This is a genomic window from Methanobacterium bryantii (genome assembly GCF_002287175.1).
Classification (GTDB): Archaea; Methanobacteriota; Methanobacteria; order Methanobacteriales; family Methanobacteriaceae; genus Methanobacterium_D; species Methanobacterium_D bryantii.
In genome coordinates this window covers 16,766-31,418 of record NZ_LMVM01000001.1, presented here as the reverse complement: position 1 = coordinate 31,418, position 14,653 = coordinate 16,766, and the positions used below count along the sequence as shown (strand labels likewise).

Genomic DNA, 14,653 nt, shown 5'->3' with positions numbered 1-14,653 from the left:
AAAAATAATATAATAATGTATGAAGCACATAGATGAAGAACTTTTTAAAAACTCATTTTATTTCTTGTTAGAAAGTGAAGAACTACCAAGAGACACGTTAATAGAACGTATCAAAGAATTACCCCGAGATGAGCTGGAAGATATGGCCCATAGAGCCATAAGTTTGGCATTGCGTGAACGAGAAGCACGTCATGCTCTGCAGTGCAAAATTAATCAGCGATTCCATGACACGTTAGAAATGACTTTTTACTAAGTCTTCTTTTATTCCTTTTTTGTGCTTAAACTAAAATAAACGTAAACAAGCCAGACCCGCTCCAGCTGTTCACCTATTTAAAAAATATTTATTTTTAGTAGTTAAGAAACTTCACCAGTTACAGTACTTACACTTTTTTGAGTTTTCTGCATTTGAGCAATTGCTGCATTAAGTCTAGTGTTAACTACATCCTGAGGTTGATTTGTAGATAATGCACTTTCCACATCCGTTATTGCAGTCTGTGCTTTTACAAGCTGAAGTTCAGCATCAATAGTATCATTTCTAATTTTACTACTTGAAGATTTACCCGCTTGAGACTTAACTGTATTAAATGAATTGTTCAACGTAGAATACTCAGATTTTAACGACGCCAAAGTATCATAAGCAGAACCACTACCTACATTAGAGGAAACTTTAGATGATACATCAGCAACGACTATATACGCAACAACACCTATGAAAAGGACTAGCAATATTATTCCTAGAACTGATATTGTCATTGATGTAAATTTGAATAAGTTTAACCTTGATCTTTTCATTATATCACCAGATTAACCGTTTTAGGTTTTATAAATTGATTGAAAATAAACTTCATTAATTAATTAATTTTTATCATTTGTATAGTAAAGGATATTATATTATACATAGATATACTTTAACAATGGACACCATAACCGAAAAATCAAAAACATCAGTAGCAAAATTTGAAGAGTTTTTCAGCACACCTGAATGCAAAGAGATTGTTTCTGAAGCGCTCGCCAAGTATCCTGACGAAAGATCTGTAGTAGTGAACTATTTACAGCTCGAGATGTTTGACCCGGACTTGGCGGATTTGCTGATCGAAAAACCGGAAGAGGTTATACAGGCAGCACAAAAGGCAATAAAAAACATAGATACAGCCAGGAAAAATGCGGATTTACAGGTGAGGTTTGAAAATTTAAGTAATGTAATTCCTTTAAGGGACCTAAAAAGTAAGTATATTGGTAAATTCGTTGCAGTTGACGGAATTATTAGGAAAGCCAACGAAATTCGTCCGCGAATTGTAAATGCAATGTTTGAATGTCGAAGCTGCATGAGGCTTCATGAAGTTCCTCAAAAAAGCAACATGATAAGCGAACCTGCACTATGTCAAGAGTGCGGTGGCAGATCATTTAGATTAATGCAAGATGAATCTGAATTTATTGATACACAAACCACAAAGCTTCAAGAACCTCTTGAAAACTTATCTGGGGGAGAACAGCCCAGACAGATTAATGTAGTTCTGGAAGATGATCTTGTAGACACCATCACTCCTGGAGACATTATAAGAATTACTGGAACCCTGAAAACTGTTCGAGACGAACAGACAAAACTTTTTAAAAATTATATTTACTGTAACTACATTGATGCACTTGAACAGGAATTTGAAGAACTTAAAATAAGTGAAGAAGACGAAGAGAAAATAAAAGAACTTGCAGCCAATCCTGACGTTTATAATAAGATTATCAATTCAACAGCACCTTCTATACAGGGTTATAGAGAAGTAAAAGAAGCTATAGCTCTCCAATTATTTGGAGGCTGTGTAAAGGAGCTTGAAGATAAAACCAGGATCAGGGGAGATATTCACATACTTATTGTCGGTGATCCCGGTATTGGTAAATCTCAAATACTTAAATATGTATCAAAACTGGCACCAAGGGGAATATATACAAGTGGTAAAGGTACAAGTGGTGTAGGGCTTACTGCGGCTGCTGTTAAGGACGATCTCGGAGGATGGTCACTTGAAGCAGGTGCATTGGTCTTAGCAGATAGAGGTAATGCTTGCGTAGACGAACTGGATAAAATGAGGTCCGAAGACAGGTCTGCTATACACGAAGCATTAGAACAGCAGACAATAAGTATTGCAAAAGCAGGTATAATGGCAACATTGAACTCAAGATGTGCCATGCTCGCAGCAGCGAACCCAAAATTTGGAAGATTTGACCGTTATAAATCTGTTGCAGAACAGATAAACCTTCCAGCCCCAATACTTTCAAGGTTTGACCTTATATTTGTTGTGGAAGATAAACCTGACGCTGAAAGAGATAGGAAACTGGCAGGCCACATTTTGAACATACATCAAACCGCAGAAATTCCTTTTGAGATTGATCCAGAACTCTTAAGGAAATATATTGCGTATGCAAGAAAACAAAGCAGCCCAGAACTTACTGATGGGGCTATTGAAGTACTTAAAGAGTTTTATGTTGGAATGAGAGGTAGTGCAGAAGATGAAGATTCTCCAGTTCCAATTACAGCTCGTCAGCTGGAAGCATTAGTCCGATTATCTGAGGCAAATTGTAAAATACGCTTAGGAAAAGAAGTTACCTCTGACGACGCAAAAAGGGCTATTAAACTGCAACAAGACTGTATGAGACAAGTTGGTCTTGATCCAGATACTGGTAAAGTTGACATCGACAAAGTAGAAGGACGTACACCTAAATCCGAACGTGATAAAATTAAATTGATTATGAATATAATTAAAGAACTTGGAGAAGAATATGATGGTAAAGTTCCAAGAGACATAATTATAGAAGAAGCGTCTGCTAAACATAATATAGGTGAAGATAAAGCTGAGCAAATAGTAAATAAACTGCATCAACAAGGAATGATAATAGAGTCAGGTAGAAATCATTATAAAGCAATTTAACATAGATATTTAGATTCAGTCAGTAATTATGTTTAAAGCCGTGTGATTTATCCACACTCAATTTTTTTTATTTTTCAAAATTTTGACTATTTTTCCAGTCCAAAGAAATTTATAATTTCATAGCCATGATCATTACTTTTTTAAGTCATGAAAAGTATAACTATGTTCATTATAATTTAAAATGTTATTTTTAAGATTATAACTAAACCAATTCAACTTTATTGGAGGGTTGATAATATGAGCGATTACGATAAATTATTAGATAGAGCTATAGACCAGTTGCCCCAAAAGGTTTTTGAAACAAAAAGATTTAGCGTCCCTAAAGCATATTCCGTAATTCAGGGAAACAGAACAATTATACAGAATTTTAAAGATATTACAGAAGCATTAAACAGGGACCCCCAGCATGTTCTCAAATTTTTACTTAGAGAATTAGGAACTGCAGGGAATTTAGAAGGAAGCAGAGCTATAATGCAGGGTAAATTTACACATTACCTCATAAATGAGAGAATAGACGACTATGTAAAAAGGTTCATCATGTGCCACGAGTGTAACCGGCCAGATACCAAAATAGTCCGAGAAGACCGTGTATTTTTACTTAAATGCGAAGCATGTGGTGCTAAAGCTCCACTTAAGACATTATAAATGGGTTTTTCCATTTATACATATTATTTTTAAATAAATTTAATTAAATTAACCAATGATTTTTATGTTCTGTCCAAATTGTGGAAAAACTGAAGAGAAACTTTTTGATAACCTCTGCAGGTCCTGTTTTTTAGAAGATGTTGTTTTAGCTGAGATTCCTGATCAGATAGAAATAACAATATGTGCCCACTGCGAATCCCGCCTTGAGAAAGGAAAATGGCATGATTTAGAAATATCAGACGAAGAAGTTATACTAAACACATTAAATGACCATATAACCTTAAACAAATATGCTCAAGACGTTGAAATTGATCTTGAACTGATTTTAGAACGAGGATCTACCCTTGAATTTATTGTACATATCAAAGGATCTGTTTTAGGGGAAATAATCGAGCAAGACTATAAGTTAAATGTTAAAATCAATAGAAATGTCTGCCCAGAATGCAGTAAATACATGTCAGGATACTATGAGGCCGTAATTCAGCTAAGGGTAGATAACAGAAATCCCGACGAAGAAGAGATAAACTCCATTGACAAGCTCATTGCAGACAGCATCACTAAAATTTCAAAAAAGAACAAAATGGCATATATAGCAGAGCGCGTCGTGCTTAAAGAAGGAGTAGATTACTACATTGGTTCTCAAAAGGTTGCCAAAAGATTATCGAATATCTTGAAGGATCACTTTGGTGGAGTTATTAAAGAATCACCTCGACTAATGGGCCGTGACAAATCCGCTGGAAAAGATCTCTACAGGACATGGATTTCTTTTAGAATACCTTATTTTAGAGTTAATGACTTTATCAAATATGGAAACGTTTTAGGTCAGGTTACAAGCATAGAAGGTAAACGAATTTCAGTCCATGATTTAGTTTCGCAAAGCCATACCTCAATCCAGTGGCGTGATTACGATAAAATAGAAACAGCTGCAAAGAAAGAAGACATTAAGGAAACAACTGTAACTGCAAAATCCCCAAATTCAATTCAGATACTTCACCCAGTTTCATATGAACCGTTAGATATAGATATAAATCCTGAAATTGCTGATGTTGAAATTGGGTCTCAGGTACCGGTGATTGAAATAGAAGGGAATGTTTATATTTTAGGGAATTTTATAGTGAATGAGTAACTTTTTAAACTTATAAATTTAGGTAATTAATTAAATTTACATCTTTAATTTGAGGAAAATTTCTAATTTTCCGAAACCCCAAAAAATATTGAAAATATTTTTTAGAGGATTAAAACACATAAAAAATTATTTTATTAAATAATTGGTCAAATATTTGGTCATTCACTATAAAAATATTTAAATGTGCAAAGTGATAATTTAAATATTAATAAATTATCTGATTTTCAATCATAATGATAAAATTCATTTTTAGATAATTTACGGTGATATAATGGACATAGATAATACAATAGACATGATAGAAAGAGGAACACTGGAAATAATATCCCACGATGAACTTAAAGAAAAACTTCAAAAAGATTCTCCTGTAGCTTATATCGGTTATGAACCCTCGGGAAAAGTCCATCTTGGACATGCTATCACCGTTAAAAAGATGATAGACCTGCAGAAAGCAGGGTTCAAAATTAAAATTCTTCTTGCAGACCTTCATGCATATTTAAATGAAAAGGGAAGCCTTGAAGAAATTAAGGAAATTGCAGATTACATGAGGAAATGTTTCCTTGCCTTTGGGTTAAGTGAAGAAACTGAATTCATTTTGGGTTCCAGTTTCCAAACATCAGAAGAATACACCTGTAAAATGTACCAGCTTGCACTTTCAACTACCCTTGCACGTGCAAAACGAAGTATGGCACAGATAACAAGACATGAAACTGATCACCGCGTTGCAGAAGTAATATATCCTCTTATGCAGGTTATAGACATGCTATTTTTAGATGTTGATGTTGCACTTGGTGGAATGGAACAGAGAAAAATACATATGCTTGCAAGGGAAAACCTACCGAAAGTAGGATCTTCTGTACCAGTTATAATCCACACACCACTTCTCCATGGAACTGACGGCTCGGAAAAAATGTCTTCAAGTAAAGAAAATTTCATAGCTATCGATGATTCTCCCGAAACTATAAAAAAGAAGATTAAAAACAGTTTCTGCCCAGCAGGAGAAGTGGAAGGAAATCCAATAATTGAAATAGCAAAACACTTCATATATGACCATAAAGACACCATGTTAATTGAAAGACCTCCTAAATTTGGAGGAAATCTTGAATTAAGTTACAATGAGCTTTTAGAGTCATATAAAGATGGAAAATTACACCCTCTTGACCTCAAAAATACAGTAACAAAGGAATTAATTGAAATTTTAGAACCTGTAAGGAACTATTTTGAATAGGTGATTTTATGGAATATGAAATGAGAATACCTCCAGGAACCCCATCAAAATTGGTGGAAGAAGTTATGGAAAAATACGACAAATTAGAATTTAAACAGACTGAACAAGGACCTGTAATTGTCGGTGAAAAACAGGACCTTGAAGGTGCACAGGACATTATCATCAGGGGTTTAAACCAGAGAATAAAAGAATTAGAGGATAAAAAATAATTATCCTTTAAACTTATTAGTTAAAATTTAATAATTCGGACTACTTACACACTTATAAATGAGTTTAAACCAGCAAATAAAAAAATTAATGGATAAAAAATAATTATCCTTTAAACTTATTAGTTTAAATTTAGAATCTTGAATTATCAAGATACACGCTTATTTTTATTGAATTTTTACAACATCTCGAATATCATCAATTATATCCTCTACGATGTCATCTATACCGTTTTGATCGCTCCATGTGCAGAGTTCAGTTCCTGGAACATCACCAATATCTTCAAAGGTGCTCTCATCACTCCAGGCTCTTTGTAAATCTTCAGAACAAAAACTTAAATCAGTATCATGATTTTCATAAATAATACCCCAAGTTTCAGAGTCTCTAACTTCCCAGTACCAGCTGTAAGTAATAGCACATTTTTCCTCATCCATTCCACTGGTTAAATCTTTAGTTAAGCCCTGACAGACTTTAGACTCCTCCTCATAGCCCACAACTAAAGATCTGCCGTCATCAAGATCAATCTTCTTTTCCCAGATATCTTTAGGGCCTTGAACCTTCTCTAAATCCATATTAACTATCATATCTGTAAGTTCATCTTCATTTACCATGCTTGTTTCTCCGTAAATAGTAAATAAACTCAGAATTTCATTAGAGCTTGATTTTTGTACAAATGATATTTATGATTTAAATAATACTTAATTTTTGTGCATATTACAATTCCAGTAGAATAGATTTATAATTAATATACCACACTATTATGTTTAACTAGATGCATCTACCAATTTTAGGAGAAATTACCTTCTTTATGTCCTCACAGATTTTGTTGATCCCATTATTTGCATTTATAACAAAGAAATCATTCTTCCGAGCAAGTTCAAGATACCTTTCCCTGATTTTCTCAAGAAAAGCCTTATTCTCAAAACTATCTTTACCATCACACCGTTTAAGGGCAGTTTCAACATCCAGATCAAGCAATATTACCATGTCCGGTATTTTGACGAATTTATTTAATTCATAAAGCCATGAAGGGTCATTTTGATAAACAATACTCGAATAAAAACACCTGTCACTTATTACAATTTTGCCTGATTGTTCTGCAGCCTCGATTTCATCCATAAGTACCATGCGGTCGGCAGCAAATAAGAGGGCCAGGGTTTTCTGGAAATTTTCTCCAGTTGCGTCAGGATCCCTGAGCATTTTCCTTATTAATCTCCCAATATCAGAATCAGTGGGTTCAAAAACTCTCATAACTTCAAATCCACATTTATTAAGCCATTCTTCAAGAAGAAGAATCTGTGTTGATTTTCCCGACCCGTCAATGCCTTCTAAACATATATACATACTGGTTAATTATTTCCATAATCCTAAATATAGTTTGAGCTCAAGGATCTGTTTACACATTTGGCATTAAAAGTATAATTATCTAAAACTAGATAAACTACTGTACTACTAAAATTTATTTTTGAAATTATTTCTGATTAATAGTCCAGTTATTTACGTTTACCCGGAGAAATACAATGAAAATAAAAATACCAGAACTACTGGCACCTGCAGGATCTATGGAATCGCTGAAAGCAGCTGTAAATGCAGGGGCAGATGCCGTATACCTTGCAGGGAAACAGTTTGGGGCACGGCATTATGCAGCTAATTTTGATAACACAGATTTAAAAGAAGCTGTTCATTACGCCCATTTAAGGGGCGTAAAAGTTTATGTAACAGTTAATACTCTCATTAAAGACCATGAACTTCCAGATTTAGCTAAATACTTATTATTTTTATATGAAAGTGGAGTAGATGCAATTTTAGTTCAAGATATTGGCGTTGCACATATTGCAAAAGAGCTTGTTCCAGATCTTAACCTCCATGCATCCACGCAAATGACAATTCACAACACTGAAGGAGTTAAATGGGCAGCAGAATTTGGATTCAAACGAGTGGTGCTTGCAAGGGAAATGAAACTGGCAGAAATAGATGAAATCAACAAAAATATTGAACCCAGAGAAATAGAACTTGAAATATTTGCACATGGAGCTCTATGTTACTCCTATTCAGGACAGTGCCTTTTATCTTCATTTATCGGCGGGCGCAGTGGAAACAGGGGTATGTGCGCACAGCCGTGCAGGAAACCATATGATCTAATTCTAGGCAAAAAAGATGAATACGGCAGGCCCATTAATACAACTAAAGTTGAGATAATGCAAAGCATTATCGAACATCAAAAATCAAAGATTTTTGAAGTGAAAACTAAAGAGAAATATTTATTATCGACACGTGATTTAGCTATTTACGAATATCTTGATAAAATATCAAAATCATCTGTAAGTTCACTCAAAATTGAGGGCAGAATGAGGTCTCCAGAATATGTGGCAGTTGTTGTGAGCACCTATAGAAAAGCACTGGATTCTATTAAAAAAGGAAGATGGAAGCCTAGAAAAAGAGATATTGATGACCTTAAATTAGCATTTAACCGTGATTTTACAGGAGGGTACCTTTTAGAAAAAGACGAAAGCTCAGTAATGAGCCGGGACCGTCCGGGAAACAGAGGAGTTTACATCGGGCCTGTCACTGATTACAAGAAGAAAGATAAAGAAGTTGTAATTGAAATTAAAAATCAAATTATCCCTGAAAAAGGAGACGGCATCGTTTTTATAAATAAAGATCAAAATAAAAACGATTATGGTATGGTAATACATGAATCTCCAGCTATTTATAAAAATAAAGCTACGTTCACTGTTCAACGTCCGTTAAAACCTGGAACTTTAGTTTATATAACACGCAGGAAATCACTGCTGGATAAAGCTCAAAAAATAATTAGTGATGATAAACATCAGATAAAAATCAATTTAGATATATTTATAGAAAATAATGGCTCTATATCGCTCCAGAGTAAATTTAATGGTCCAGATAATGCTTTAATTGATCTGAAATTAGTTCCTGATTTTAAAATGGAAGCTGCCGTTAAAAAACCCGTAACTGAAGAAATAATTGAAAAGCAGTTTAGAAAAACTGGAGGCACCCCCTTTGATATAAAAAATATGAATATACATTATCCCGGGGGCTTTTTTGCACCAGTCAGTGAATTAAACAAGCTCCGCAGGGAACTATTTGAAAAAATAGAAGAAAAATTAATTTCCGCATCCTTTCCAAGTAAAAATAAAATGAAAGAAGCACATGATAAATTGAACAAGTTGCTCCCTCAACTGGACACAAAAGCAAATAATATTAAATTAGATAAAAAATCAATTAGTTTAGCTGTATATGCCGACGATCTAGATATCCTAAAAGGTGCCGCCAGTGGGAAATGCGATAGAATTTATTTTGACCCATTTACAGGAAATGCAGTATTGAACTGCAACTCTAATTTAAATACCGCATCAACCTTAAATTTAATCAATGAAGCTGTGTCGATCTGTAAAAATACAAATACCGAATTAATCTTAAAATTGCCTAAAATTACTTCAAGCCGTTATTTAACCTCTTTAAATTCTTTTTTAGCTAAAGCTTTTAATGCAGGGATTAATGGAGTCATGACCGATTCTATTGGAGCTGCAGAAGTTATGTTAAATCTCAATTCTCAGATTAATCTTTTTGCATCTGCAGGACTTAATATATGGAATTATAAATCAGTTGAAGAACTGCAAAACATTTTTAGTAATTTTACTGTATCTCCCGAGCTTTCAAAAGATGAGATTAAAATGCTTGCTTTCAATATTCAAACTAGAGGAATTGATTCAAATTTAGAACTTTTAGTACAGGGAAATCTGGAATCTATAGTTTCTAAAGACTGCATTCCCCATATTGCAGGAGATAAAGTTCTTAAAAATAAAAATGCTGAAAAATCATTTATGGGAATTGAAGATACTAAAAACCATTTATTCCCAATAAGATTAGATAACGAATGCAGGACCCATATTTTAAACTCAGTGGAGTTGTGTTTGGTAGACTATATGCCTCAAATTTCTAAAATTGGCATTGATACAGTTATAATCGATGCAAGAGGCAGAACCCAAAAATATGCCCATGATATGAGCCATATTTATAAAAAAGCCATTGAGATCGGGGCTAAGAAGGACCAAAAATCAAAACGTGAACTTAATGCTTTAAAAAATAAAGTTAAAAAGATCTCTTTAGGTGGAATAACAACTGGAAACTTCCTCAGGGGAGTACATTCATAAACTTTACACCTGTACAAAATAAGCTTGATCTAAGTTTTTTCCGGCTAAAACCCATATATCAATCTTTTAATTAAACACAAGAATACAAAAATTGAATATAAGTAGAATATTGCCAATAAATAGATTGTAATACATAATATAGACTATGTTAAAAATGATAAAAAAGAAGAGATTAAAGTTTTAGGTTCTATATTTAACGTTGTTATATTCATATATTTCATTGACTAAATTGGTGCAGTCTGCTTTAAATGTTTTGGAGTAATAAGATTTGACGTATATTTTGACTGTTTTATATTGACCTGGTTTTAGAGAAGGAATATAAGTTTTCATAGTTTTATGGGAGTATATAGAAGTACCCAGGTAACTGCTTCGGGCCGTCGCATCACCATAATTTTTCACTGTGATATAATAATAATTACCACTTTTTTTAGTTGCAGCTATCCTTAAATCCGATTGTTTAATGAAATTCACTTCTATTCTTTTTAATGGAGACAAACCAAGTTCATCCTGATTAATATCAACAGAAGTAGTGTAACCATAACTATTTTTAGTACTTGTAAAATCTACGTTCCGTGTTAACGTTGCCTTTAAGCCGTAAATATCTGTGATTCTTATTGAAGATATTTGTTTATAGCCATATGTTGAAACATACCCACAGTAAGCGTTAAGATAAACATTAAATGTATTAGCACTATTAGAATAACTTACTTCTGAATCACTACCAAGTAGTGTGAATGTCGCTGCTGATGCAGATCCCATTAAAAGAAATGCTGTTATCAGCGCAATTGCCAGTATTATAATTTTTTGTTTCATTTTAATATCCCCTTAAGTTTGTTATATTTAATAGGTGATATTTAAAGCTTTATTATTCCATTGGCGTTAGTGGTGGTTGATGCATGACACATAGCGGCAATCTTACAATTCTTCTTAATTTGGCTTAGTTATTTAGAGATTTATAATGTAAGTACTTTTTCTATCAAGTTTTTGTCAAATAACTCATTTGGGAGTTTATATAACATATTTAATCAAGTGAATTATCTTCATTTTGGTAGTTTGTAATATTAGAATCTACAACAACCCCTACTAACTCCAAATAATAGGAAGTCACCAGTTTATACCTGGAATAAATTTTATTGAGTAAGTGGGGAATAATTAAACTCCAGATTTCATAACTTACAGAAAAATATTAATAATTTTTTAAACATACTGATTATGCAGGGAGTGATTAGTTGAGCAGAATCAGCAAATATTTATCTATAATACTTATTTTTCTTCTGGTGATTTTTGCATCTGGCTGTGTTAATACACAAAATAATTCTACAGGAAATAATACCAATCAATCTCCAAGTACAAACAACAGCTCTTTTACCCCAAATGTGATTGTAACTGTAGCTTATCAAGGATCATGGAATGGTACTATTTCAGACAATACTGGAAATAGAACGGTGCAGGGAACTTCCAGCAATAATTATAATTTAGGCCCAAATCCAGGTACAGTATCAGTTACTTTTAGAAAAACGGATAACAGCACATTGCCTTTACGGGTACAAATATTTCAAGGAAATAAAGTTATTGAAAGTCAGAGCACTAATGAATCATTTGGAACTGTTTCTATAAGCCATATATTTTAAGTATTCTTTATTTTGATTATTAATCCAGTATAGTAAATGATCCTGTGGCTTAAAATATCTATTTCAATTAATTTAAAACTTAATTTTAATTAAAAAAGATGTTAACTTACAAAATTTGCTAAAATCTTTGATTAATAAATTTAAATCTTGTTTACTGCCACATCACCAATTTAATTTTAAAGTTATCCCCCTAAATTTTATTTTTAAATTTTTAGTTGCACCCAACTAGTATTAAATTTTTTATATTAATTATTACATAAATAAATAATAATTAAAAAAAAATTTCAGTTCTAACAATTTATTTTAACCTTTGTAACGAGGGATATAATGAATAAAGATGAAAAAATTGATAAAAAAAGCAAAATTGAAGATTTAGAAGAATTTAGAGAGTATCCTGAAGGAAAAGGACTTACTACAGACCAGGGCGTGAAGGTAAACCACACTGATGATTCATTAAAAGCAGGGAAAAGAGGACCAACACTGATGGAAGATTTTCACTTCAGGGAAAAAATAACCCATTTTGACCATGAAAGGATCCCTGAAAGGATAGTACATGCCAGGGGTGCCGGTGCACATGGTTATTTTGAATGTTATGAGTCAATGTCTGAATATACAATGGCCAAATTCCTCCAAGAACCTGGAAAGAAAACACCAGTATTTGTGAGATTTTCAACTGTAGCTGGATTTAGAGGATCAGCAGACACTGCGAGAGATGTTAGAGGCTTTGCAACTAAATTTTATACAGAAGATGGTAATTATGACATTGTAGGCAATAATATACCCATATTTTTCATACAGGATGCCATTAAATTCCCTGACTTAATCCATTCAGTTAAACCTGAACCAGACAATGAAATACCACAGGCATCCACTGCCCATGACACATTTTATGACTTTGTGGTAAGTGCACCTGAGACAACCCATATGATCATGTGGGCACTGTCTGACAGGGCAATACCACGAAGCTACAGGATGATGGAAGGCTTCAGCGTCAACACATTCAGATTCGTGAACAGCGAAGGAAAAGGCAGATTTATCAAATTTATATGGAAACCACTACTTGGAGTGCATTCATTAGTCTGGGACGAGTCCATGAAACTTGGAGGAGAAGATCCAGATTATCACAGGCGCGACCTCTATGATGCCATAGATAACGGCGATTATCCAGAATACGAGCTTTATGTTCAGATGATTGAAGAAGAGGACGAACACAACTTTGATTTTGACATTCTTGACCCCACTAAACACTGGCCTGAAGAACTAATACCTCCTAAAAAGATTGGTAAACTTGTTTTAAATAGAAAACCAGACAATTTCTTCGCGGAAGTGGAACAGGTGGCATTTTGCCCAGGAAACGTAGTCCCGGGAATAGATTTCAGTAATGACCCCCTTCTACAGGGCAGGCTCTTTTCATACATTGATACGCAACTTATCAGGTTGGGCGGTCCCAATTTCCACGAAATACCCATAAATAGACCATTAGCACCAGTACACAATAATCAGCGCGATGGATATCACCGCCATACAATTAATACTGGTAAAACCAGTTATTTCCCCAATACATTGGGAGATAACTGTCCTAAACCTGTTCCTAAAGAAGATGGAGGCTATGTCCATTACATGGAGAAAGTGGAAGGTAAAAAAATAAGAGATAGAAGCGATAAATTCAAGGACTTCTACAGTCAAGCTAGATCATTTTATAACAGCATGTCTGAGCCTGAAAAGCAGCATATTATCAGTGCTTTCCACTTTGAGGTTGGAAAAGTGGAGTCAAAAGAAGTCCGGCAGAAAATGGTGGATCAATTTGCAAATGTAGATAAAGGACTTGCTGTAGCAATTGCAAAAGGAGTTGGTGTTTCACCGCCATCAGACGGTGCAGATTCCAGCAATGCAGACAACTTCCCATCATTCAGTATGGAAAATACAGTAAAAAACACTGTAAAAACCAGAAAAGTAGCCATACTTGCAGAAAACGGTTTCAATTATGATGAATTGGTGAATGTAAAGGACGCCCTTAAGGACGCGGGGGCAAATTCAGAAATCATATCCATGTACCTCGGAATGATCAAAGCAGATAACGGGCAGGAAATTGAAGTTGACAGGAATTACATTTCTACAGCATCTACTCAGTTCGATGCAGTCTACGTACCTGGAGGTAAAGAAAGCGTAGACACACTGAAAAAACGCGGCGATGTAATTCATTTTGTAAATGAGGCATTCAAACACTGTAAAGCCATTGCAGCTGTCAGTGAAGGTGTGGATTTACTTACAAAATCAGATATAACAGGGTTTTCAATTTCAAAAGGAGAAATAACTTCTGATAAAGGCGTAGTTACTACCATTGACAATACTCAGATAAAAAATTTTGCTAAAAGTTTTATTGATGCAATTGCCATGCACCGTCACTGGAACCGTGAAACAAAATAAGATATACCTGCCTAAATTAAATTCATTTTTTTTTAATTTAAGAGCAAGTTTTTTTTATTGAAGTCAGTCGTTAAATTTTATAGATTTCATATTTTAGGGGAGTAAAAAATAGGATTATGGTGCAGCCCAATATCCCAAAAAAACAGACGTTTTTAAACACAGCCTAACATGAATTTTCAAGGTGGAGAAACTAATTAGAATTAACGCTCATGCCCAGAATGTTGTGTAAATAATATCACTTCATTTTCATGGGATTATTGGTTAAGTAAATTGTATTTTTTTTAAGATAAATC

The 14,653-nt window shown here is 33.9% G+C and carries 13 protein-coding genes; 9 read left to right on the top strand and 4 right to left on the bottom strand.

The features are described from left to right. The first annotated feature begins 19 nt into the window (after positions 1-19). Positions 20-253: a hypothetical protein gene (locus ASJ80_RS16570; protein ID WP_141705138.1), complete on the top strand. Its 234-nt coding sequence runs from the start codon at positions 20-22 to the stop codon at positions 251-253. Positions 254-354: 101 nt separating this feature from the next. Here ASJ80_RS16570 and ASJ80_RS00115 read toward each other — a convergent pair whose 3' ends face one another. Then, entirely contained in the window at positions 355-792 is a 438-nt protein-coding gene (locus ASJ80_RS00115) for a hypothetical protein (protein ID WP_069581904.1), read from the bottom strand. 122 nt (positions 793-914) lie between these two features. Here ASJ80_RS00115 and mcm point away from each other — a divergent pair, with 122 nt between their 5' ends. The 5 genes from mcm (at position 915) to ASJ80_RS00090 (ending at position 6,126) form a co-directional block, all read left to right on the top strand. Continuing rightward, positions 915-2,918, top strand: a complete 2,004-nt coding sequence (mcm, locus tag ASJ80_RS00110; RefSeq protein WP_069581907.1) for a minichromosome maintenance protein MCM — start codon at positions 915-917, stop codon at positions 2,916-2,918. A gap of 237 nt (positions 2,919-3,155) precedes the next feature. Then, positions 3,156-3,563: a translation initiation factor IF-2 subunit beta gene (locus tag ASJ80_RS00105; protein ID WP_048081009.1), complete on the top strand. Its 408-nt coding sequence runs from the start codon at positions 3,156-3,158 to the stop codon at positions 3,561-3,563. Between the two features lie 64 nt (positions 3,564-3,627). Then, complete coding sequence (locus ASJ80_RS00100; protein WP_083240827.1) at positions 3,628-4,689, top strand: 60S ribosomal export protein NMD3; 1,062 nt, start codon at positions 3,628-3,630, stop codon at positions 4,687-4,689. Between the two features lie 271 nt (positions 4,690-4,960). Beyond that, positions 4,961-5,917: a tyrosine--tRNA ligase gene (locus ASJ80_RS00095; RefSeq protein WP_176720165.1), complete on the top strand. Its 957-nt coding sequence runs from the start codon at positions 4,961-4,963 to the stop codon at positions 5,915-5,917. Positions 5,918-5,925: 8 nt separating this feature from the next. Continuing rightward, positions 5,926-6,126 carry a hypothetical protein gene (locus tag ASJ80_RS00090; RefSeq protein ID WP_069581911.1) on the top strand — a complete coding sequence of 67 codons (201 nt, stop codon included), beginning with the start codon at positions 5,926-5,928 and terminating at the stop codon, positions 6,124-6,126. A 165-nt stretch (positions 6,127-6,291) separates the two neighbouring features. Here the strand turns inward: ASJ80_RS00090 and ASJ80_RS00085 are convergent, their stop codons facing one another. Then, entirely contained in the window at positions 6,292-6,735 is a 444-nt protein-coding gene (locus ASJ80_RS00085; protein ID WP_069581913.1) for a hypothetical protein, read from the bottom strand. 157 nt (positions 6,736-6,892) lie between these two features. Beyond that, positions 6,893-7,468, bottom strand: coding sequence for a dTMP kinase (gene tmk / locus ASJ80_RS00080; RefSeq protein ID WP_069581920.1), 576 nt, complete (start codon positions 7,466-7,468; stop codon positions 6,893-6,895). A 176-nt stretch (positions 7,469-7,644) separates the two neighbouring features. Between tmk and ASJ80_RS00075 the strand changes: the two genes are divergently transcribed. After that, on the top strand, positions 7,645-10,302 hold the full coding sequence (locus ASJ80_RS00075) for a DUF3656 domain-containing U32 family peptidase (protein ID WP_069581922.1): 2,658 nt from the start codon (positions 7,645-7,647) through the stop codon (positions 10,300-10,302). Positions 10,303-10,482: 180 nt separating this feature from the next. Here the strand turns inward: ASJ80_RS00075 and ASJ80_RS00070 are convergent, their stop codons facing one another. After that, entirely contained in the window at positions 10,483-11,115 is a 633-nt protein-coding gene (locus ASJ80_RS00070; RefSeq protein ID WP_069581925.1) for a CARDB domain-containing protein, read from the bottom strand. A gap of 416 nt (positions 11,116-11,531) precedes the next feature. On the opposite strand from ASJ80_RS00070, the gene ASJ80_RS00065 reads away from it, so the two are divergent. Both ASJ80_RS00065 and ASJ80_RS00060 read left to right on the top strand, forming a co-directional pair. Next, positions 11,532-11,933 (top strand): hypothetical protein, encoded by a 402-nt coding sequence (locus ASJ80_RS00065; RefSeq protein WP_069581931.1) that lies wholly within the window; start codon positions 11,532-11,534, stop codon positions 11,931-11,933. Between the two features lie 327 nt (positions 11,934-12,260). Continuing rightward, complete coding sequence (locus ASJ80_RS00060) at positions 12,261-14,360, top strand: catalase (protein ID WP_069581934.1); 2,100 nt, start codon at positions 12,261-12,263, stop codon at positions 14,358-14,360. Positions 14,361-14,653: the final 293 nt, after the last annotated feature.

Coding starts and splice junctions, on each gene's coding strand:
- ASJ80_RS00075 (WP_069581922.1), top strand. CDS start 7,645: ATGAAAATAAAAATACCAGAACTACTGGCACCTGCAGGATCTATGGAA.
- ASJ80_RS00100 (WP_083240827.1), top strand. CDS start 3,628: ATGTTCTGTCCAAATTGTGGAAAAACTGAAGAGAAACTTTTTGATAAC.
- mcm (WP_069581907.1), top strand. CDS start 915: ATGGACACCATAACCGAAAAATCAAAAACATCAGTAGCAAAATTTGAA.
- ASJ80_RS00060 (WP_069581934.1), top strand. CDS start 12,261: ATGAATAAAGATGAAAAAATTGATAAAAAAAGCAAAATTGAAGATTTA.
- ASJ80_RS00085 (WP_069581913.1), bottom strand. CDS start 6,735: ATGGTAAATGAAGATGAACTTACAGATATGATAGTTAATATGGATTTA.
- ASJ80_RS00095 (WP_176720165.1), top strand. CDS start 4,961: ATGGACATAGATAATACAATAGACATGATAGAAAGAGGAACACTGGAA.
- ASJ80_RS00105 (WP_048081009.1), top strand. CDS start 3,156: ATGAGCGATTACGATAAATTATTAGATAGAGCTATAGACCAGTTGCCC.
- ASJ80_RS00090 (WP_069581911.1), top strand. CDS start 5,926: ATGGAATATGAAATGAGAATACCTCCAGGAACCCCATCAAAATTGGTG.
- ASJ80_RS00070 (WP_069581925.1), bottom strand. CDS start 11,115: ATGAAACAAAAAATTATAATACTGGCAATTGCGCTGATAACAGCATTT.
- tmk (WP_069581920.1), bottom strand. CDS start 7,468: ATGTATATATGTTTAGAAGGCATTGACGGGTCGGGAAAATCAACACAG.
- ASJ80_RS00115 (WP_069581904.1), bottom strand. CDS start 792: ATGAAAAGATCAAGGTTAAACTTATTCAAATTTACATCAATGACAATA.
- ASJ80_RS16570 (WP_141705138.1), top strand. CDS start 20: ATGAAGCACATAGATGAAGAACTTTTTAAAAACTCATTTTATTTCTTG.